At 72.2% G+C, this 18921-nt stretch carries 18 protein-coding genes; 14 read left to right on the top strand and 4 right to left on the bottom strand.

Going from position 1 to position 18921, the window contains the following annotated elements; genetic code table 11:
* Window positions 1–130: 130 nt before the first annotated feature.
* The 6 genes from NOO62_RS07305 to NOO62_RS07280 all read left to right on the top strand — a co-directional run bounded on the left by NOO62_RS07305 (window position 131) and on the right by NOO62_RS07280 (window position 6569).
* Window positions 131–457, top strand: a complete 327-nt coding sequence (locus NOO62_RS07305; RefSeq protein ID WP_055564204.1) for an integration host factor — start codon at window positions 131–133, stop codon at window positions 455–457.
* A gap of 38 nt (window positions 458–495) precedes the next feature.
* Window positions 496–1089: a guanylate kinase gene (gmk, locus tag NOO62_RS07300; protein WP_268770087.1), complete on the top strand. Its 594-nt coding sequence runs from the start codon at window positions 496–498 to the stop codon at window positions 1087–1089.
* Window positions 1090–1149: 60 nt separating this feature from the next.
* Window positions 1150–1422 (top strand): DNA-directed RNA polymerase subunit omega, encoded by a 273-nt coding sequence (gene rpoZ, locus NOO62_RS07295; RefSeq protein WP_005319902.1) that lies wholly within the window; start codon window positions 1150–1152, stop codon window positions 1420–1422.
* Between the two features lie 57 nt (window positions 1423–1479).
* The gene (coaBC, locus tag NOO62_RS07290; RefSeq protein WP_268770086.1) at window positions 1480–2724 is read left to right on the top strand and encodes a bifunctional phosphopantothenoylcysteine decarboxylase/phosphopantothenate--cysteine ligase CoaBC; all 1245 of its coding nucleotides are present in this window, start codon (window positions 1480–1482) and stop codon (window positions 2722–2724) included.
* A 334-nt stretch (window positions 2725–3058) separates the two neighbouring features.
* Window positions 3059–4267 (top strand): methionine adenosyltransferase, encoded by a 1209-nt coding sequence (gene metK, locus NOO62_RS07285; RefSeq protein WP_268770085.1) that lies wholly within the window; start codon window positions 3059–3061, stop codon window positions 4265–4267.
* 112 nt (window positions 4268–4379) lie between these two features.
* Complete coding sequence (locus NOO62_RS07280) at window positions 4380–6569, top strand: primosomal protein N' (RefSeq protein ID WP_268770084.1); 2190 nt, start codon at window positions 4380–4382, stop codon at window positions 6567–6569.
* A 205-nt stretch (window positions 6570–6774) separates the two neighbouring features.
* On the opposite strand, the gene NOO62_RS07275 is transcribed toward NOO62_RS07280, so the two are convergent.
* Complete coding sequence (locus NOO62_RS07275; RefSeq protein ID WP_268770083.1) at window positions 6775–7329, bottom strand: hypothetical protein; 555 nt, start codon at window positions 7327–7329, stop codon at window positions 6775–6777.
* Between the two features lie 282 nt (window positions 7330–7611).
* On the opposite strand from NOO62_RS07275, the gene fmt reads away from it, so the two are divergent.
* Entirely contained in the window at window positions 7612–8556 is a 945-nt protein-coding gene (gene fmt, locus NOO62_RS07270) for a methionyl-tRNA formyltransferase (protein WP_268770082.1), read from the top strand.
* Between the two features lie 142 nt (window positions 8557–8698).
* Window positions 8699–10141 carry an RsmB/NOP family class I SAM-dependent RNA methyltransferase gene (locus tag NOO62_RS07265; protein WP_268770081.1) on the top strand — a complete coding sequence of 481 codons (1443 nt, stop codon included), beginning with the start codon at window positions 8699–8701 and terminating at the stop codon, window positions 10139–10141.
* Between the two features lie 95 nt (window positions 10142–10236).
* On the opposite strand, the gene NOO62_RS07260 is transcribed toward NOO62_RS07265, so the two are convergent.
* Both NOO62_RS07260 and NOO62_RS07255 read right to left on the bottom strand, forming a co-directional pair.
* Window positions 10237–10878: a hypothetical protein gene (locus tag NOO62_RS07260; protein WP_268770080.1), complete on the bottom strand. Its 642-nt coding sequence runs from the start codon at window positions 10876–10878 to the stop codon at window positions 10237–10239.
* A 142-nt stretch (window positions 10879–11020) separates the two neighbouring features.
* Window positions 11021–11665, bottom strand: a complete 645-nt coding sequence (locus NOO62_RS07255) for a TetR/AcrR family transcriptional regulator (protein WP_268770079.1) — start codon at window positions 11663–11665, stop codon at window positions 11021–11023.
* A 70-nt stretch (window positions 11666–11735) separates the two neighbouring features.
* Between NOO62_RS07255 and NOO62_RS07250 the strand changes: the two genes are divergently transcribed.
* Together NOO62_RS07250 and NOO62_RS07245 are read left to right on the top strand one after the other, a co-directional pair.
* Window positions 11736–12398, top strand: a complete 663-nt coding sequence (locus NOO62_RS07250) for an O-methyltransferase (protein WP_268770078.1) — start codon at window positions 11736–11738, stop codon at window positions 12396–12398.
* 140 nt (window positions 12399–12538) lie between these two features.
* Window positions 12539–13873: an MFS transporter gene (locus tag NOO62_RS07245; RefSeq protein WP_268770077.1), complete on the top strand. Its 1335-nt coding sequence runs from the start codon at window positions 12539–12541 to the stop codon at window positions 13871–13873.
* On the opposite strand, the gene NOO62_RS07240 is transcribed toward NOO62_RS07245, so the two are convergent.
* A complete protein-coding gene (locus NOO62_RS07240) occupies window positions 13870–15981 on the bottom strand; it encodes an MMPL family transporter (protein ID WP_268770076.1) in 2112 nt (703 codons plus the stop codon). The genes NOO62_RS07245 and NOO62_RS07240 overlap by 4 nt on opposite strands.
* Before the next feature lie 134 nt (window positions 15982–16115).
* On the opposite strand from NOO62_RS07240, the gene rpe reads away from it, so the two are divergent.
* From rpe to NOO62_RS07220, 4 genes are all read left to right on the top strand, one after another.
* The gene (gene rpe, locus NOO62_RS07235) at window positions 16116–16802 is read left to right on the top strand and encodes a ribulose-phosphate 3-epimerase (RefSeq protein WP_268770075.1); all 687 of its coding nucleotides are present in this window, start codon (window positions 16116–16118) and stop codon (window positions 16800–16802) included.
* 78 nt (window positions 16803–16880) lie between these two features.
* Window positions 16881–17933: a sugar-binding transcriptional regulator gene (locus NOO62_RS07230; protein ID WP_055564812.1), complete on the top strand. Its 1053-nt coding sequence runs from the start codon at window positions 16881–16883 to the stop codon at window positions 17931–17933.
* 98 nt (window positions 17934–18031) lie between these two features.
* Complete coding sequence (locus NOO62_RS07225) at window positions 18032–18424, top strand: ribonuclease domain-containing protein (protein WP_268770074.1); 393 nt, start codon at window positions 18032–18034, stop codon at window positions 18422–18424.
* On the top strand, window positions 18424–18819 hold the full coding sequence (locus NOO62_RS07220; protein WP_268770073.1) for a barstar family protein: 396 nt from the start codon (window positions 18424–18426) through the stop codon (window positions 18817–18819). Before NOO62_RS07225 ends, NOO62_RS07220 begins: the two co-directional genes overlap by 1 nt.
* The last annotated feature ends 102 nt before the right edge of the window (window positions 18820–18921 follow it).

Below are 18921 nucleotides of genomic sequence, written 5' to 3'. Positions count from 1 at the left end.
GGCGGCCATGCCCGCTAGTCTCCGACGAGAGCGAACGGGCAAGCGCGTTGCACGTTGCTCACCAGGTGTGGGGCGACTAGGTTCCACACCGGTCCGTATCCGACAGTTCGACATCCGAGGTGACGTAGGCGTGGCTCTTCCGCCCCTTACCCCTGAACAGCGCGCAGCCGCGCTCGAAAAGGCCGCCGCGGCTCGCCGGGAGCGGGCCGAGGTCAAGAATCGACTCAAGCACTCCGGTGCCTCGCTTCACGAGGTCATCAAGCAGGGCCAGGAGAACGATGTCATCGGCAAGATGAAGGTCTCCGCCCTCCTGGAGTCCCTGCCGGGCGTGGGCAAGGTCCGCGCCAAGCAGATCATGGAGCGTCTTGGCATCTCCGAGAGCCGCCGTGTGCGCGGTCTCGGCTCCAACCAGATTGCGTCGCTCGAGCGAGAGTTCGGTGGGGGTGCCGCCGGCTGATGTTCTCAGGCACTCCTGAGAACCTGGATAATCGCTGCATGGCTGCAACATCCCGGGGGACGACCCCCGTGCCCCCGGACGTACGTCCGCGGCTGACCGTGCTCTCCGGCCCCTCCGGGGTCGGCAAGAGCACGGTCGTCGCTCATATGCGCAAAGAACACCCCGAGGTCTGGCTCTCCGTCTCGGCCACCACCCGCAAGCCGCGGCCGGGTGAGAACCACGGTGTCCAGTACTTCTTCGTCTCCGACGACGAGATGGACAAGCTGATCGCCAACGGCGAGCTCCTGGAGTGGGCCGAATTCGCGGGCAACCGCTACGGAACCCCGCGCCGCGCGGTCCTCGACCGCCTGGAGGCGGGCGAGCCCGTCCTCCTGGAGATCGACCTCCAGGGCGCTCGCCTGGTGCGCGAGTCGATGCCCGAGGCGCAGCTCGTCTTCCTCGCCCCGCCGAGCTGGGACGAGCTGGTCCGCCGGCTCACCGGCCGCGGGACCGAGGCACCCGAGGTCATCGAGCGCAGGCTCGCCGCCGCCAAGGTGGAGCTCGCCGCCGAAGCCGAGTTCGACACGACGCTGGTCAATACCTCCGTCGAGGACGTGGCCCGTGATCTGCTAGCCTTGATGAAAGTTCTTTGATCTTTAACAGTGTCTCGACCTCTGGTCCTGACATCATTTGACCCCATCGGAAGGCAGAGAGTGTCCTCTTCCATCACCGCGCCCGAGGGCATCATCAACCCGCCGATTGATGAGCTGCTCGAAGCCACCGACTCGAAGTACAGCCTCGTGATCTACGCCGCCAAGCGCGCGCGTCAGATCAACGCGTACTACTCGCAGCTCGGTGAGGGCCTCCTGGAGTACGTCGGCCCCCTCGTGGACACGCACGTCCACGAGAAGCCGCTCTCGATCGCGCTCCGCGAGATCAACGCGGGTCTGCTGACGTCCGAGGCCATCGAGGGCCCGGCGCAGTAAGCGTTTCGTACCTTCACCACAGGCCCGGCAGCACGACTGCCGGGCCTGTGGTGTGTCATGGAGCAGTACGCATCCGAGTGCGGGGAGACAGAGGCAGTGGCCGAGAAGCCGAAGGTAGTCCTGGGGGTCAGCGGCGGCATCGCCGCCTACAAGGCGTGCGAGCTGCTGCGGCGGCTGACCGAGTCCGGCCATGACGTACGGGTCGTGCCGACCGCGTCGGCGCTGCACTTCGTCGGCGCCGCGACCTGGTCCGCGCTCTCCGGCCACCCCGTCTCCACCGAGGTCTGGTCCGACGTCCACGAGGTGCCGCACGTCCGCATCGGTCAGCACGCCGACCTCGTGATCGTCGCCCCCGCCACCGCCGACATGCTCGCCAAGGCGGCCCACGGACTCGCCGACGACCTCCTCACCAACACACTCCTGACGGCCCGCTGTCCGGTGGTCTTCGCCCCCGCCATGCACACCGAGATGTGGGAGCACCCCGCCACCCAGGAGAACGTGGCCACGCTGCGCCGCCGCGGCGCGCTGGTGATCGAACCCGCGGTCGGCCGCCTCACCGGTGTCGACACCGGCAAGGGCCGCTTCCCGGACCCCGTCGAGCTCTTCGAGGTCGTACGCCGTGTCCTCGCGCGCAAGGACCTGACCCAGGACCTCGCGGGCCGCCACGTCGTCGTCAGCGCCGGCGGCACCCGCGAGCCCCTCGACCCGGTCCGCTTCCTCGGCAACCGCTCCTCGGGCAAGCAGGGCTACGCGCTCGCCCGCAGCGCGGCCGCCCGCGGCGCCCGTGTCACGCTCGTCGCCGCCAACGCGGCGCTGCCCGACCCGGCGGGCGTGGACGTCGTGCCGGTCGGCACCGCCGTGCAGCTGCGCGAGGCCGTCGTGAAGGCCGCCGCCGACGCCGACGCGGTGGTCATGGCGGCCGCCGTGGCCGACTTCCGCCCCGAGACGTACGCCACAGGAAAGATCAAGAAGAAGGACGGCCAGGATCCCGCGCCGATCGCCCTGGTCCGCAATCCCGACGTCCTCGCCGAGATCGCGGGGGACAGGCTCCGACCCGGCCAGGTCGTCGTCGGCTTCGCCGCGGAGACGGACGACGTGCTGGCCAACGGCCGCGCCAAGCTCGCCCGCAAGGGCTGCGACCTGCTGGTCGTCAACGAGGTCGGCGAGCGCAAGACCTTCGGCTCCGAGAAGAACGAGGCCGTCGTGCTCGGAGCGGACGGCAGCGAGACGCCGGTGCCGCACGGACCCAAGGAAGCCCTCGCGGACACCGTCTGGGACCTGGTCGCGCAGCGTCTCGCCTGACTTCACGCGGCGCGGTCCGTGCTCTTCGTCTCACCATCCGGAACTCGGCCATAATCGAGCACCTGTCTTGACGGGGTGTCCACGGGCAGGGCTCAATGTCATCTTCGCCCCATCGGGCGCCTCAAACCCGGCAAAACGGGGCACGAGGCTCGCCGGTGGGGGTCGATCTTCGTACCGCTCAACGCAGTGTCGCAGGTCACAAGGCTCCCAAGTGGCGAGACATGTGGCCCGGCGGCCGAGTGTGACCGATAAACTGGTCTCGGACGACGCCGGGCGCAGCTCCCGGCCGTCCACCCATGATCAGCCAGCAGCCGCTGCAACCACAGGGAGCGATGTGTCCCGGCGCCTCTTCACCTCGGAGTCTGTGACCGAGGGTCACCCCGACAAGATCGCTGACCAGATCAGCGACACCATTCTCGACGCACTTCTGCGGGAGGACCCGACCTCCCGGGTCGCCGTGGAAACGCTGATCACCACGGGCCTCGTCCACGTGGCCGGCGAGGTCACGACGAAGGCGTACGCGCCGATCGCGCAGCTCGTGCGCGACAAGATCCTCGAGATCGGTTACGACTCCTCGAAGAAGGGCTTCGACGGCGCCTCCTGCGGCGTCTCGGTGTCCATCGGCTCGCAGTCCCCCGACATCGCGCAGGGCGTCGACACGGCGTACGAGAAGCGCGTCGAGGGCGATGAGGACGAGCTCGACAAGCAGGGCGCGGGCGACCAGGGCCTGATGTTCGGCTACGCCTGCGACGAGACCCCGGAGCTCATGCCGCTCCCGATCCACCTCGCGCACCGCCTCTCGCGCCGCCTCTCCGAGGTGCGCAAGAACGGGACCATCCCCTACCTGCGCCCCGACGGCAAGACCCAGGTCACCATCGAGTACGACGGCGACAAGGCCGTCCGTCTCGACACGGTCGTGGTCTCGTCCCAGCACGCCTCGGACATCGACCTGGACTCGCTCCTGGCCCCCGACATCCGTGAGTTCGTGGTCGAGCCCGAGCTGAAGGCCCTCCTCGAGGACGGCATCAAGCTGGAGACCGAGGGCTACCGCCTGCTGGTCAACCCGACCGGACGCTTCGAGATCGGCGGCCCGATGGGCGACGCCGGTCTCACCGGCCGCAAGATCATCATCGACACGTACGGCGGCATGGCCCGCCACGGCGGCGGTGCCTTCTCCGGCAAGGACCCGTCCAAGGTGGACCGCTCGGCCGCGTACGCGATGCGCTGGGTCGCCAAGAACGTCGTCGCCGCCGGCCTCGCGGCCCGCTGCGAGGTCCAGGTCGCGTACGCGATCGGCAAGGCCGAGCCGGTCGGCCTCTTCGTCGAGACGTTCGGCACGGCCACGGTCGACACGGACAAGATCGAGACGGCCATCGGTGAGGTCTTCGACCTGCGCCCGGCCGCGATCATCCGCGACCTCGACCTGCTCCGCCCGATCTACTCGCAGACCGCGGCGTACGGCCACTTCGGCCGGGCGATCCCCGACTTCACGTGGGAGCGCACGGACCGTGTGGAGGCGCTGCGGAAGGCTGCGGGGCTGTAGTTCCCGCGCTCTCCCGGTCACGGTCGAGGCCCGGTATCCCTGCGGGGGTGCCGGGCCTCGGCGTTTTCACGGCCGGGCGGTCGTGTCAGTGCGGTCTGGTAGGAATGCAGCTGTGAGCAGGGAGAACGAAGCGTTCGAGGGTGGGGGAGCCGAGGAGCCGGAGCAGCTCGCGCTGATTCGTGAGTCGGTGCGCAGGGCCAAGGTGCCGCGTGCCAAGCCCCGGACCTGGCGGGGGGCCGCGCTGGCCAAGGAGCTGCCGGTCGCGCGGGTGCTCGTGGACAAGGGCGTACTGCACCTCGACCGCTATTTCGACTACGCCGTGCCGGAGGAGCTGGACGCCGACGCGCAGCCCGGGGTGCGCGTCCGGGTGCGGTTCGGGGCCGGGTCGCGGAACGTGCGGCAGGGGCGGCGCGAGGGGGGCGGGCTGATCGACGGGTTCATCGTCGAGCGGTGCGCGGAGACGGAGTACACGGGGCCGTTGGCGGCCCTGGCCCAGGTCGTGTCGCCGGAGCCGGTGCTCGACTCCGGGCTCCTGGAACTGGCGCGGGCCGTGGCCGACCGTTACGCGGGCAGCCTCGCCGATGTGCTGCAGCTCGCCGTGCCGCCCCGGCACGCGCGTGCCGAGTCCAAGGCGGCCCCCGAGCCGCCCGCCCCGCCGGCCGCGCCCGAACCGGGGAGTTGGGGGAGGTATGGGCACGGCCCCGATTTCTTGCGTTCCCTCGCCTCGGGGGGTGCGCCCCGCGCCGTGTGGACGGCGTTGCCGGGGCCGCAGTGGGCCGAGGAGATCGCCCGTGCCGTGCAGGCCACCCTCGCCTCCGGGCGGGGCGCGCTCGTCGTCGTGCCGACCGGGCGGCCCGCCGCGCGCGTGGACGCCGCGCTGACCGGACTGCTCGGCCCGGGGCAGCATGCGCTGCTCACCGCCGACGCCGGGCAGGAGCGGCGCTATCAGGAGTGGCTCTCCGTGCGGCGCGGGACCGTGCGGGCCGTCGTCGGCACCCGGGCCGCCATGTTCGCGCCCGTACGGAACCTGGGCCTCGTCGTCGTATGGGACGACGGGGACTCCAACCACAGCGACGACCGCGCCCCGTTCCCCCATGTGCGGGAAGTCCTTGAACTGCGGGCGACACGCGACAAGTGCGGCTTTTTGCTGGGGGGTTGGAGCTGCACGGTGGAGGCGGCCCAGCTCGTCGAGAGCGGGTGGGCCGCGCCGCTCGTCGCCGACCGCGAGCAGGTACGGGGGGCCGCGCCGCTCGTACGGACCGTGGGCGACCTGGACCTCGCGCGGGACGAGGCGGCGCGGGCGGCGCGGCTGCCGACGCTGGCCTGGCAGGTCGCACGGGAGGGCCTGAAGCACGGGCCCGTCCTGGTGCAGGTGCCGAGGCGTGGTTATGTGCCGCGGCTCGCCTGCGAGCGGTGCCGTGAGCCCGCGCGCTGCCGGCGGTGCGCGGGGCCGCTGGAGGCGCAGGAAAGCGGATCCGCGCTGCGGTGCGGTTGGTGCGGGGTGGAGGAGGCTTCCTGGCACTGCGAGTCCTGCGGCGGGTTCCGGCTGCGGGCGCAGGTCGTCGGGGCGCGCAGGACAGCGGAGGAGCTGGGCCGGGCGTTCCCGGCGGTGCCGGTGCGGACTTCGGGCCGCGAGCAGGTCCTCGACACGGTGCCGGGGGCGCCGGCGCTGGTCGTGAGCACACCGGGGGCGGAGCCCGTGGCCGAGGGCGGTTACGCGGCCGCCCTGCTGCTCGACGGCTGGGCCATGCTGGGCCGCCCCGACCTGCGGGCGGGCGAGGACGCGCTGCGGCGGTGGGTCGGCGCCGCGTCACTGGTCCGTCCGCAGGGCGCGGGCGGCACGGTGGTGGTCGTGGCCGAGCCGACCCTGCGACCCGTGCAGGCGCTGGTGCGGTGGGATCCGGTGGGCCACGCGGTACGGGAACTCGCGGAACGCGCCGAACTGGGCTTCCCGCCGGTGTCGCGCATGGCATCGGTGTCCGGCCCGCCGGAGGCGCTCACGGAGTTCCTGTCCGGCGCGGAACTGCCGGGGGACGCGGTGGTGTTGGGGCCGGTTCCGGTGTGGGGTGGTGCGGGTGGTGGTCCTGCCGGTGCCGGGGGGGCGCGGGGCGGTGCGGGTGCGCCGTCCGGGGCGGAGCTGTGGGAGCGGGTGCTGATCCGGGTGCCGCCGGGCAGCGGTGCCGCACTCGCCGCTGCGTTGAAGACGGCGCAGGCGGCGCGGATGGCCCGGGGGGCGAAGGGCGCGCGGGAGGCCGGGGGAGAGGCGGTGCGGGTGCGGGTGGATCCGCTGGACATCGGCTGAGCTGCGGACAGGGGTGGGGCTTTGGGCGTCGGCTCAGCTCTGGGTATCGGCTGGGCTGGGCGTCGGCTCAGCTCTGGGCATCGGCTGGGCTTTGGCCGTCGGCCGAGTTGGCGGAACGGTGCCTGCGCAGGAAGCTGCCCCCTCGTCCTTGGCGGAGGAGCGAGAGGGCAGCGGTTGGTGGGGTGGAGTGGGGCAGCCGTCGGCGTCAGCCGTTGCGGGGGCCGGGGAACGCGCTCGGCCTGGGCTCGTCGCGGAGCGTGGGGCTGCCCGCCGTGGGCTGGGTCGGCATCGTGCGGGCCGCGGGTACGGACGGCAGCGGGACACCGACCGGGAGGGGACGCGTGGCCGTCGACGTGACCGTGGGCGCAGGGGTCTCCGCCGCGCGCTCCGCCTCGGCCGCCGCCTGCGTGGTGGCCCGTCGCGCGCCGTAACGGCGGTGGACCGCCTGCTTGGTGACGCCGAGGGCCGAGCCCACCGCGTCCCACGAGAACCCCAGCGAGCGGTCGAAGTCCACCGCCGCGGTGACCAGCGTCTCGACGCTGTCCCGGAGTTCCTGGGCGAGACGGACGGTCGGGGCGGGGGCCCGCCCGTACACGACGAAGCCCGCGGACGGGCTGGAGCGGCGCGGGCGGTAGACGTTGCCGAGCTGCGCGGTGAGGGTGCGCAGCGCGTCCACCTGCCGGCGGACCCGCTCGATGTCCCGCACCAGGAGGTGCAGGCTCGCCCGTGCCTGGGCGTCGTGGGTTGCGTGGTCGGCCATGAACAAGCCTCTCGAACCGGCGTTGAAAAGGATCGGGCCGCGTCGGCGGCCCGTTGTGGTCAACTCTTTCTTGACCAACGCGCTAGTTCGTGTGGGGTCACGGTGCAGGGGCGCATATGCATATGCACAGGGCGCGCGGCGCTTCGTACGCCCCCGGCGGCGGGGGCCGCGGCGGCGCGAGGACGACCGGCCCGGGCGGGGTCCGTGCGCGGCCCATAGACTGGTGTGCTGCCGTCGCCCCACCCCTGACCACCCCTCACCAGAGATCCGAGGTACCCCTCAGTGAAGCTTGTCTTCGCAGGCACTCCCGAGGTAGCCGTCCCCGCACTGGACGCCCTGATCGCCTCCGACCGGCACGAGGTGGCCGCCGTGGTGACCCGCCCGGACGCGCCCGCGGGACGGGGCCGCAGGCTGGTCGCGAGCCCGGTCGCCGAGCGCGCCGAGGAGGCGGGCATCGAGGTGCTCAAGCCCGCGAAGCCGCGCGACGAGGACTTCCTGGCGCGGCTGCGCGAGATCGGCCCCGACTGCTGCCCCGTCGTCGCGTACGGCGCGCTGCTGCCGAAGGCTGCCCTGGACATCCCGGCCCGCGGCTGGGTCAACCTGCACTTCTCGCTGCTGCCCGCGTGGCGCGGCGCCGCGCCGGTGCAGCACGCGGTGATGGCGGGCGACGAGATCACCGGCGCCTCCACGTTCCTGATCGAGCAGGGCCTCGACTCCGGGCCCGTGTACGGGACGGTCACCGAAGCGGTGCGGCCGACCGACACCAGCGGGGACCTGCTCACGCGTCTCGCGTTCGCGGGGTCCGGGCTGCTGGTCGCGACCATGGACGGCATCGAGGACGGCAGCCTCAAGGCGGTGTCGCAGCCCGCGGACGGCGTCACCCTCGCCCCGAAGATCACCGTCGAGGACGCCCAGGTGGACTGGGCGGCGCCCGCGATGCGGGTCGACCGGGTCGTGCGCGGCTGCACTCCCGCGCCCGGCGCCTGGACCGTGTTCCGCGGCGAGCGGCTGAAGATCATCCAGGCCGCGCCCGTCCAGGACCGCACCGACCTCGCGCCCGGTGAGATCGCCGCCGCCAAGAACAACGTCCACGTCGGTTCCGGTTCGCACGCCGTCGAGCTGCTCTGGGTCCAGCCGCAGGGCAAGAAGCCGATGCGCGGCGCGGACTGGGCGCGCGGGGTTCGGATCGCCCCGGGTGAGCGGATGGGGCACAGCGACGTAGGCTGAGTGGGTTCGGACCGATTTCAGCAATCGGATCCAACGCAGCATTCGGACCGATTCCAGCAATCGGACCCATCGCAGCATCCGGACCGATCCCAGCAATCGGGCCCCGTTCCAGCATTCGACCCGTCCCAGCAGCGGAGCACCTTTGAACGACCAGCCGAACCGGCCACCCCGTAAGCCCTCCGGGAAGTCCGGCAAGCCCTACCGCCGCCCCCAGAAGGACCCCGTCCGCTTCCTCGCGTTCGAGGCGCTGCGGGCGGTCGACGAGCGTGACGCGTACGCGAACCTCGTCCTGCCGCCCCTGCTCCGCAAGGCGCGCGAGAAGGGCGACTTCGACGCGCGGGACGCGGCGCTCGCCACCGAGCTGGTCTACGGAACGCTCCGCCGCCAGGGGACGTACGACGCGATCGTCGCGGCCTGCATCGACCGGCCGCTGCGCGAGGTCGACCCGCCGGTCCTCGACGTGCTCAACCTCGGCGTGCACCAGCTGCTCGGTACGCGCATCCCGACGCACGCCGCCGTCTCCGCCTCGGTGGAGCTGGCCCGCGTCGTGCTCGGCGACGGGCGCGCCAAGTTCGTCAACGCCGTGCTGCGCAAGGTCTCCCAGGACGACCTCGACGGCTGGGTGGAGAAGGTCGCGCCGCCGTACGACGAGGACGCCGAGGACCACCTCGCCGTCGTCCACTCGCATCCCCGCTGGGTCGTCTCGGCGCTGTGGGACTCCCTCGGCGGCGGCCGCGCCGGCATCGAGGACCTGCTGGAGGCGGACAACGAGCGGCCCGAGGTGACGCTCGTGGCGCGCCCCGGCCGCGCCACCGCCGAGGAACTCCTCGAATCCGTCGGAGAGGACTCCGCGCTGCCCGGACGCTGGTCGCCGTATGCCGTGCGGCTCAGCGAGGGCGGCGAGCCCGGTGCCCTGGAGGCCGTGCGCGAGGGGCGCGCGGGCGTGCAGGACGAGGGCAGCCAGCTCGTCGCGCTCGCACTCGCGAACGCCCCGCTGGACGGCCCCGACGAGAAGTGGCTCGACGGCTGCGCGGGCCCCGGCGGCAAGGCGGCCCTGCTCGCCGGTATCGCCGCCCAGCGCGGCGCCGTCCTGCTCGCCGCCGAGAAGCAGCCGCACCGGGCCGGTCTCGTCGCCCAGGCGCTCGCCGGGAACCCCGGCCCCTACCAGGTCGTCGCGGCCGACGGCACCCGCCCGCCGTGGCGGCCCGGCACCTTCGACCGCGTCCTGATGGACGTGCCCTGCACGGGACTCGGCGCCCTGCGACGCCGCCCCGAGGCCCGCTGGCGCCGCCGCCCGCAGGACCTGGACGGCTTCGCCCCGCTCCAGCGCGGGCTGCTGCGCACGGCGTTGGAGTCGGTGCGGGTCGGCGGCATCGTCGGATACGCCACGTGCTCCCCGCACCTCGCCGAGACGCGGGCCGTCGTGGACGACGTACTCAAACACGGTGGCGGCGCCGAACTCGTCGACGCGCGGCCCCTGATGCAGGACGTTCCGGCACTGGGCGACGGGCCCGACGTACAGCTGTGGCCGCATCTGCACGGGACGGACGCGATGTATCTGGCGCTGATCCGGCGCACCGCCTGACGGCTGCCGGATCGTGATGGCCCCGACTCGATTAGCCGGACCGCCCTGTCCGCCGCCGTGCTTCAGTACGGGCCGCTCATCCGTCGGTCAGTGGATCAGTTCTCGCCTGACGCGGGCCACCAGAAGCCGTCGCCGCGCAGGTTGAGTTGGACCCATGGATGGGTGGTGCTGATGCATTTGATGACGCAGTTCTCGAACTGTGCCCTCATGCGGGAGCGAACTTCTCGCGCCGGGGAAGGGGTCACGGAATCCTCCTCCAGGCCGCGCCACACCGCGTGGGAGCTCACTTCCTCCTTCCGGTATTCGCGGTAGTGCACGCCGAGTACGTTCTGCCCGTCCGAGCACCAGTCGGCGCGGTGGAAGAACTTGTAGAAGGTGAATCCGAGAGCGGTCTTCGCGTGATGGTGGCCCTCGGAGATCCAGCATTGCCGGCCTCTGACGCCCCGCGCGCTCGCGGGGTCGGGCACCGTCCGGAACCGCGCTGTGCCGGCCGCCGGATCGTGGACCATGTTCGCCACCTTCGGATACTTCCGTAGTGTGGCGCGATCGCTGTCCGACAACTTGCCGCCGTTGGCCTCGATGTGTTCCAGCACCGTCCTGGCCTCGGCAGGCAGTTCAGCAGCGGATGCGTCGACCGTGCCCGAGAGCAACAGGATCGCGCTGCCGAGCCCGACTCGGGCGAGGTTCATGTACCGCGACCGCCCGGGGCGGACGAGAGCCTTCGAGGGTTTGGCCATGATTCCTCCAGGAGCATCGCGCCAAGCCGGCTGCCGGCACGCATACGTCCACGTCCTCCCCGCGCGGCACCGGCACGACGCGCAGCGACGCACAGCACCATCCGAACGAGGTACGCCCCGCCCCTCTCGAGGTAGGTGTCGGTCAGCCGGGGTCCGCCGCTGCGTCCACGCGGTGCAGGAACGCCTCGACGAGGCGGTCGGTGAAAGCCTCGTCGACGGGTTCCGCCGTCACCAGGACGCGGTGGTAGACCGGTCCCACGAGTTGGTCGATCTCGGCCGCCATGTCGAGTCCCGCGGCGAGCCGGCCGCGTGCCACCGCACGTTCCAGCGGGAGCCGGTCGCGTCGGCGCTGCTCGTCCAGGTACGCGGACCGCAGGGTGGCGGCGAACGCGGGATCGTGCTGGGCATGCCCGATCAGGGCCCTGAAGACAGCACCCGCGTCTGACTCGGTGAGGAACAGGGCCAGTTGGCGCAGGTGGGCGCGTAGATCCGCCGCCAGGTCGCCCTGGTCCGGCGGAGTCAGCGCTTCGGCCGCGTCCTGGAGGAAGGCGTCCAGGAGGATGTCGGTCTTGGTCTTCCACCAGCGGTAGACGGTCTGCTTGGCTACGCCCGCCCGCGCGGCGATGCCCTCGATGGTGACGCCGGTGAAGCCCTTCTCCACCAAGAGGTCGTCGACCGCCTCAAGCACCGCCTGCCGGGCCTGTTCGCTGCGGCCGTGCCTGTTGCCGTGGTGGCGTGCGGCCGGTTCCGGCCGGGCCGTGGCGGCGGTCGTACTTCCCTGTCCCATGTCTGCCTCCCGGGGCCAGCGTAGGCCAGAACCTCTAGACGCTACGCAACGGTGCGTCTAGCCTAGGTTCATGACACCCACCAACACGCTCGAAGACCCCCGCGTCGCCTCCGCCCTCGACCGGATGTTCCGCAGTGCCGAGCAGGACGAGGAGACCAGCAGGCGGATCAGGGCGGCGCTGCCCCAGGGTTCCGCGCCCCTCGGCCCGCAGGAGCAGGCCGACGCCAAGGCGGAGGTGTACATGCCGATCTCCGCCCAGGGCGGCCGTCTTCTCTACAACCTGATCCGGGCCGTCCGCCCCGCCACCGTCGTCGAGTTCGGCACGTCCTTCGGCATATCCACGCTCCACCTCGCCGCCGCGGTGCGCGACAACGGGACGGGGCACGTGATCAGTACGGAACTGAGCGCCGCCAAGGCCGCCGCCGCCCGCCGGACGTTCACCGAGACGGGTCTCGACGACCTGATCACCGTCCTCGAAGGAGACGCCCGCGACACCCTCGCCGCGGTCGACGGCTCCGCGGACTTCGTCCTGCTCGACGGCTGGAAGGACCTGTGCCTGCCGGTCCTGCGACTCCTCGAACCACGTCTCGCGCCCGGCACCCTCGTCGTCGCCGACGACGTCGACCTGGAGGACCTCGCGCCCTACCTCGACTACGTCCGTGACCCCCGGAACGGCTACCAGAGCGTCACGTTCCCCGTGGAGGACGGGATGGAGATCAGCTGCCGCCTCTAGGCCGTTCCGGCCGTTCTGGCCGGTCAGGCCGTTTCCGGAGGATCAGGCGTACGGCCCGCTCTCCCTCGGATGGCTGACCGCCCGGCTGCGGCTGGCGCGTCCGTCGTGCGCGGGGTCGTCGCCGCCCTAGAGTCACTGAGGTGAAGCCGGTCAGCGCGGCGCCGCCGGATCCTACCGAGCCACGGCCCGGCGTACGGACCAGGTGGCGGGCCCGGCTGCGCGAGGCCGTCGTGCCGCTTGCCCGGCGCGCCTTCCGGCTGCACTGGTGCGGCTACCTGCTGTCGTGGGCGGGGTCGGCCGTCGCCCCGCTTGCTCTCGCGTTCGCCGCGCTCGCCACCGGCGGTGGCCCGCGGGCCCTGGGGGTCGTGCTCGCTGCCGGTGTCCTCCCGCAGATCGTGCTGCTGCCGGTCGGGGGCGTGATCGCCGACCGGTACCACCGCGTCCGGGTGATGGTGTGGTCCAACGTCGTCTGCGCGCTCGCCGAGACGGCGGCCGCATGTCTGATCTGGTCAGGCACCGTTCAGGTGTGGCAGCTCGCGGTCACGGCGGGCGTGTGCGGTGCCGCGGGCGCGTTCTTCGTACCCGCGGCGGACGGCGCCGTCGTGCAGGTGGTGCCGGCCGGGCAGCGGCACACGGCCAACGCGCTCCTGAAGTTCGGGCAGAACGTGGGGAAGATGGCGAGCCCGGCGCTGGGCGGCGTGCTCATCGCCGCGGCGGGCCCGGCGTTTGCACTCGTCTGGGACGCGGTCACCTTCGCCGTGTCGGCGGTCCTGTTCGCGCGCATCAAGGTGTCCCGGACGGGCCCGCGGCCGGAGTCCGCGGCACCCCGGCGGGGCGGGCCGGGTGCGGGCCTGCGCGGCGAGATGGGCCGCGGCTGGCGCGAGGTGTGGGACCGGCGCTGGCTCGCGGTGATGGTCTGTCAGGCCGCCGTGACCGGTTCGGCCTGGCTGGCCGGCTACCAGCTGCTCGGGCCCCTGTACGGGCAACGGGTCCTCGGCGGGGCCGCGCTGTGGGGTGTCGTCGTGTCCGCCTTCACCGGCGGCCTGATCGCCGGGGCCGCACTGGCACTGGCGTGGCGGCCCTCCTGGGTCGGTGCCGTCGTGTGCGCGGGGACCGGAGCCCTGGCCCTGCCTCTCGCCGCGATAGCCGTCCGCGCCCCGCTGCCCGCACTCGTGGCCGCCTTCGTCGTGGCGGGCGCGGGCCTGGAGCTCGCCATGGTCGTCTGGCTCTCGCTCCTCCAGGAACGCATCCCGGGCGACCGCCTCGGCCGCGTCCTGTCGTACTCGACGCTCGGCCAGATGCTGCCCGTACCCGTCGCCTACCTCCTCACCGGACCCGCCACCGAAAGACTCGGACTGCACACCACCCTCGCGTGGGCCGCGGGCCTGGTCACGACCGCGGCACTGTTCCCGCTGGTCCTGCCACAGGTGCGCCGCCTCACCCATACGCCCGCGAGACGGGCGACGGAGGCCTAGTCGCCGCGGCGCGCCAGCGAGTGCGGCCACCACACCTTCGGGCCCACGTCCAGGAACAGTGCCGTCACCAGGACCGAACGTACGACGAAGGTGTCGAGCAGTACGCCGAGGGCCACCGCGAAGCCGATCTCGGCGAACGCCACCATCGGCAGCGTGCCGAGCGCGGCGAACGTGCCCGCGAGGACCAGACCCGCCGAGGTGATCACCGCGCCGGTCGCGGCGAGACCGGTCAGGACGCCCGCACGCGTCCCCTGTCCACCCGCCTCCTCACGGATGCGGGTGGACAGGAAGATGTTGTAGTCGATGCCGAGTGCCACCAGGAACACGAAGACGAAGAGCGGGAAGTCCGTCGGCACGCCCGCGTAGTCGAAGAGGTGGCGGAAGGCCAGTGCGCTGAGGCCGAGGGCCGTCGCGAAGGACAGGACCACCGTCGCGATGAGGATCAACGGGGCCACCACGGCCCGCAGCAGCACGGCGAGGATCAGCAGGACCACGGCAAGGACCAGCGGGATGATCAGCTTGTTGTCGTGCGCCGTGGCGTGGTCCATGTCGAGCAGGGCCGCCGTGCCGCCGCCCACCTGCGCGTCCGCGTCGGGTACGGCGTGCACGGCGTCGCGCACCCGCTCCACCGTCCGCTTCGCGGCCGCGCTGTCGGACGGGTCGGTCAGCGTCGCCTCGAACAGCACCTGGCCGTCGTACAGGGGTTTCGTCCCCGGCGGCCGCGCGACGCTGCCGGGCACCACGCCCCGGTCGTCCCGCACGACGCGGGCGACGGCGTCGCGCTGCGCCCGGTCCGCCACGATCACCAGCGGATCCCCCGAGCCCGCGGGGAAGTGCCGTGCGAGCACCTCCTGGCCGGTGATCGAGTCCGGCTTGTCGGTGAAGGCGTCGGCGTTGCTGAGGCCCTCGGCCCGCAGCTGCAGGACTCCGAGCGAGAGCAGGGCGAGGGTCGCCGCCGTGACGCCCCAGATCAGCCGAGGGCGGCGGTCGATGCGCTGCCCCGTGCGGGCCCACACGCCGCGCTCGGTCGGCTCGGCGGAACCGACGTGCGGAATCAGCGGCCAGAAGAACCACCGGCCGAAGATGACGAGGAGCGCGGGGAACAGCGACAGCATCGCCAGGAGCCCCACCGCGACGCCGATCGCGGCGACCGGACCGAGGCCGCTCGTCGAGTTCATCTCGGCGGCCAGCAGCACCAGCATGCTCAGGACGACCGTCGCACCCGACGCGAGGACGGCGGGACCGGCCCGGTGCAGAGCGAGGGCCATCGCCTCGTGCCGGTCCTCGTGGCGGCGCAGTTCTTCGCGATAGCGAGCGACCAGGAGCAGCGCGTAGTCCGTCCCCGCGCCGAAGACGAGGACCGTCAGGATGCCCGCGCTCTGGCCGTTGACGGTGAGGTCCGCGTGCTCGGCGAGAAGGTAGATGAGGGCCTGGGCAGTGAACAGCGCGGTGATGACGGAGAGCAGCGGGGCGAGGAGGAGGGTCGGACTGCGGTACGTGAAGAGCAGGATGACGATCACGATGCCGGCCGCCGCGAGCAGCAGCGTCGAGTCGATGCCCTCGAAGGCCTCCGCCGAGTCGGCGCCCGTGCCGCCGGGCCCGGTGATGTGCACGGCGAGGCCGTCGCCGCCGTCCCCGACCCGCTCCCGGATGGTGTCGACGGCGGGCCCGATGCGCTCCCAGCCCTCGGCGTCCATGGTGATCGGGACGGCCACCTGAGCCGCCTCGGCGCCCGACTTCTCGTCGTACACCGGGCCGCGGGTCTCGGCGCCGCGGATTCCGTGGGCGCGCAACTCCCCGGCCTGGCGGACGTCCTCGGCGATCTGCTCGCGGTCCGCCGCGGTGAGGCCGCCTTCGCGGGCGTACACGATGATCGCGGGGATCACCTCGGGCCTGAACTCGGCCGACAGGTCCAGGACTTGGGTCGACTCGGCGGATCCCGGCAGCCAGGACTCGGCGTCGTTCTCCTGGGCGTCGGTGAGCTTCTGGGCCAGGGGCGCCGCGACGATGATCACCACCAGCCAGAACAGCACCACCAGCCACTTGGCGCGCCGCCCGCACACCAGCCACGCGACGCCGCGCCGCTCCTGCCGCCGTTCGTCCGCCATGGCTTCCCCCCGCTTGCCGTGCGCGGTGCCGCTGGACCGTCCAGCATGGCACTCGGCACGCGGTCGCGGGAGCCACTGTGCCCATGCGGTGGACTGCGGTCAGCAACGAGCGCCGGGCATGGCAGGCTTGGGGCATGGCCGTGCAGATCAACCCCAGCATCCTGTCCGCGGACTTCGCCCGTCTTGCCGAGGAGGCAAAGGCAGTCGAAGGCGCCGACTGGCTCCACGTCGACGTGATGGACAACCACTTCGTCCCGAACCTCACTCTCGGGGTGCCGGTCGTAGAGTCCCTGGCCCGTGCGGCGGACACGCCTCTGGACTGCCATCTGATGATCGAGGACCCCGATCGCTGGGCCCCGCAGTACGTCGAGGCGGGCGCCGGATCCGTCACGTTCCACGCGGAGGCGGCCGCCGCACCGGTCCGGCTCGCGCGCGAGATCCGCGCCAAGGGCGCCCGCGCCTCGATGGCGCTGAAGCCCGCGACGCCCATCGAGCCGTTCGAGGACCTGCTCCCCGAGCTCGACATGCTGCTCATCATGACGGTCGAGCCCGGCTTCGGCGGTCAGGCGTTCCTCGACATCATGCTGCCCAAGATCCGCCGCACCCGTGAGCTGATCGCCAAGCACGGCCTGGAGATGTGGCTGCAGGTCGACGGCGGTGTCTCGGCCGAGACCATCGAGCGCTGCGCCGAGGCCGGAGCCGATGTCTTCGTCGCCGGCTCCGCCGTCTACGGCGCCAAGGATCCCGCGGACGCGGTACGTTCATTGCGCACCCAAGCCGAGGCAAAGACCGCGTCAAGCGGCTGGGCGTGCGACCACTGAGCCACGGGAACGTGAACGCAGTCCGCCAGGGCTGATCGACCAGGCCGGATCTGCAAGGATGAACGGCGAATCCAGTTTGTGAACAGCAGTGAGGAGAGCGCCGTGTCGGCCATGTCGGCGGGTCGGTCAGCCATGCGGATGGGACCCGCGGAGCTGGTGCAGGCGGCGGCCATGGCCCGCCGCTTCTACCTCGAGGGCAAGTCCAAGATCCAGATCGCCGAGGAGTTCGGCGTCAGCCGCTTCAAGGTGGCCCGGGTCCTGGAGACCGCCCTGGAGCGTGATCTCGTGCGCATCGAGATCCGGGTGCCCGCCGAGCTGGACGCGGAGCGCTCCGACGCGCTGCGCGCCCGCTACGGCCTGCGGCACGCCGTCGTCGTGGAGTCGCCGGCGCCCGCCGACGAGATCGACGAGTCGCCCGACCCGGAGAACCTCGGGGAGGTGGCGGCGGACCTCCTCGGCGAGCTCGTCACCGAGGGCGACGTGCTCGGCCTCGCCTGGGGCCGCTCCACGATCCACATGGCGGCCGCGCTCGACCAGCTGCCGCCGTGCACGGTCGTGCAGCTGACGGGGGTGTACGACGCCGGGACCGCGGAGCGCGGCTCCGTCGAGGCGGTCCGCCGCGCCGCGCAGGTGTCCGGTGGCGAGGCCCACCCCATCTACGCGCCGATGCTGCTGCCCGACCCCGCCACCGCGGCGGCGCTGCGCAACCAGACCGGCATCGCCCGCGCCTTCGAGTACTTCGACAAGGTCACGGTCGCCTGCGTCTCCATCGGCTCCTGGGAGCCGGGCATCTCCACCGTCCACGACATGCTCAGCGACGAGGAGCGGGCGCATTACGCCTCGCTGGGCGTCGCCGCGGAGATGTCGGCGCACCTGTTCGACGCCGAGGGGCGTCGGGTCGGGCGGGATCTCGGGGAGCGGTGCATCACCGTCGAGGCGGACCGGCTTCGGCGGATTCCCGAGGTCGTCGCGATCGCGGGCGGGCAGCGGAAGGCGGCGGCGATCGATGCGGTGCTGCGGTCCGGGCTTGTCACGAGTCTCGTGACGGATACGGCTGCGGCTGATCAGTTGCTCGTCGCCGGGGCTGCGCCCCGCCCCGCGCTCAACCGGGCGGACCCGGACGGGAGCTGAGCCTCTGCGGGCCGCGGGGGTCGCTCGCGCCCACGCGGCCGAGCCGCACGTGTCACTGCCCCGCGCCCCTGAAGGGGTGCTGTGGCAAGGTCTGAGACATGCTGAACCGGTTTGTCCCCCGCGTCCTGGGGGCGCTGCTGCTCTGTCTCGCCGTCCTCGCCGCCGGGTGCTCCTCCGGCGACGGTGACCGGGATGCCCCCGCCTGGGCCCGCGGCATGGCCACCGTCCAGGTCGACCGGCTGCCCGCCGAGGCGCGGAAGACGTTGCGCCTCATCGATGACGGCGGACCCTTCCCGTACCCGAAGGACGGCACCGTCTTCGGCAACTTCGAGCGCGAGCTCCCGCGGCAGAAGCGTGGCTACTACCACGAGTACACCGTCCGCACGCCCGGCGAACGGGACCGCGGGGCCCGCCGGATCGTCACCGGCAGCCACGACGAGGTCTACTACACCGACGACCACTACGCGTCCTTCAAGGCGGTGCTGAGGTAATGACCCACGACGTCGGCGGAGAGCCGCTCGGGCCCGTGCTGGAGGCGGTGCGCGGCGCCGGCTGGACCACCACCGCGCTCTCCCTCTCCGGGGTGACGGACAAGGCCGCCTTCATGGAGCGCTGCGCCCGCGGACTCGGCCTGCCCGACTGGTTCGGGCGCAACTGGGACGCGCTGGCCGACTGCCTCACCGATCTGTCGTGGGCGCCTCCCGCGCGCGGGAGGCTGCTCGTCGTATCCGGATGGCAGGAGTACGCCGACGCGGCGCCGGGGGAGTGGCGGATCGCCCAGGAGGTGTTCTCGTCGGCCGTCGAGCACTGGCGGGGCGCGGCGGAGGCGGGGCTCGAGATCGTACTCGCGCTCGGCCCTGCCGACACGGAGCGTGGCGACGGCTGAACGTGCTGTTCCGCTTCGGGGATCCCCTTGGACGATCGGACCAGTGTCCTCCCGTCCCGTCTGGGTGATCATCCCAGGCGGTACGACCCCTGCGGCATGGGA

Source organism: Streptomyces sp. Je 1-369 (genome assembly GCF_026810505.1).
Lineage (GTDB): Bacteria > Actinomycetota > Actinomycetes > Streptomycetales > Streptomycetaceae > Streptomyces.
This window is presented reverse-complemented; position numbering and strand designations above follow the sequence as displayed.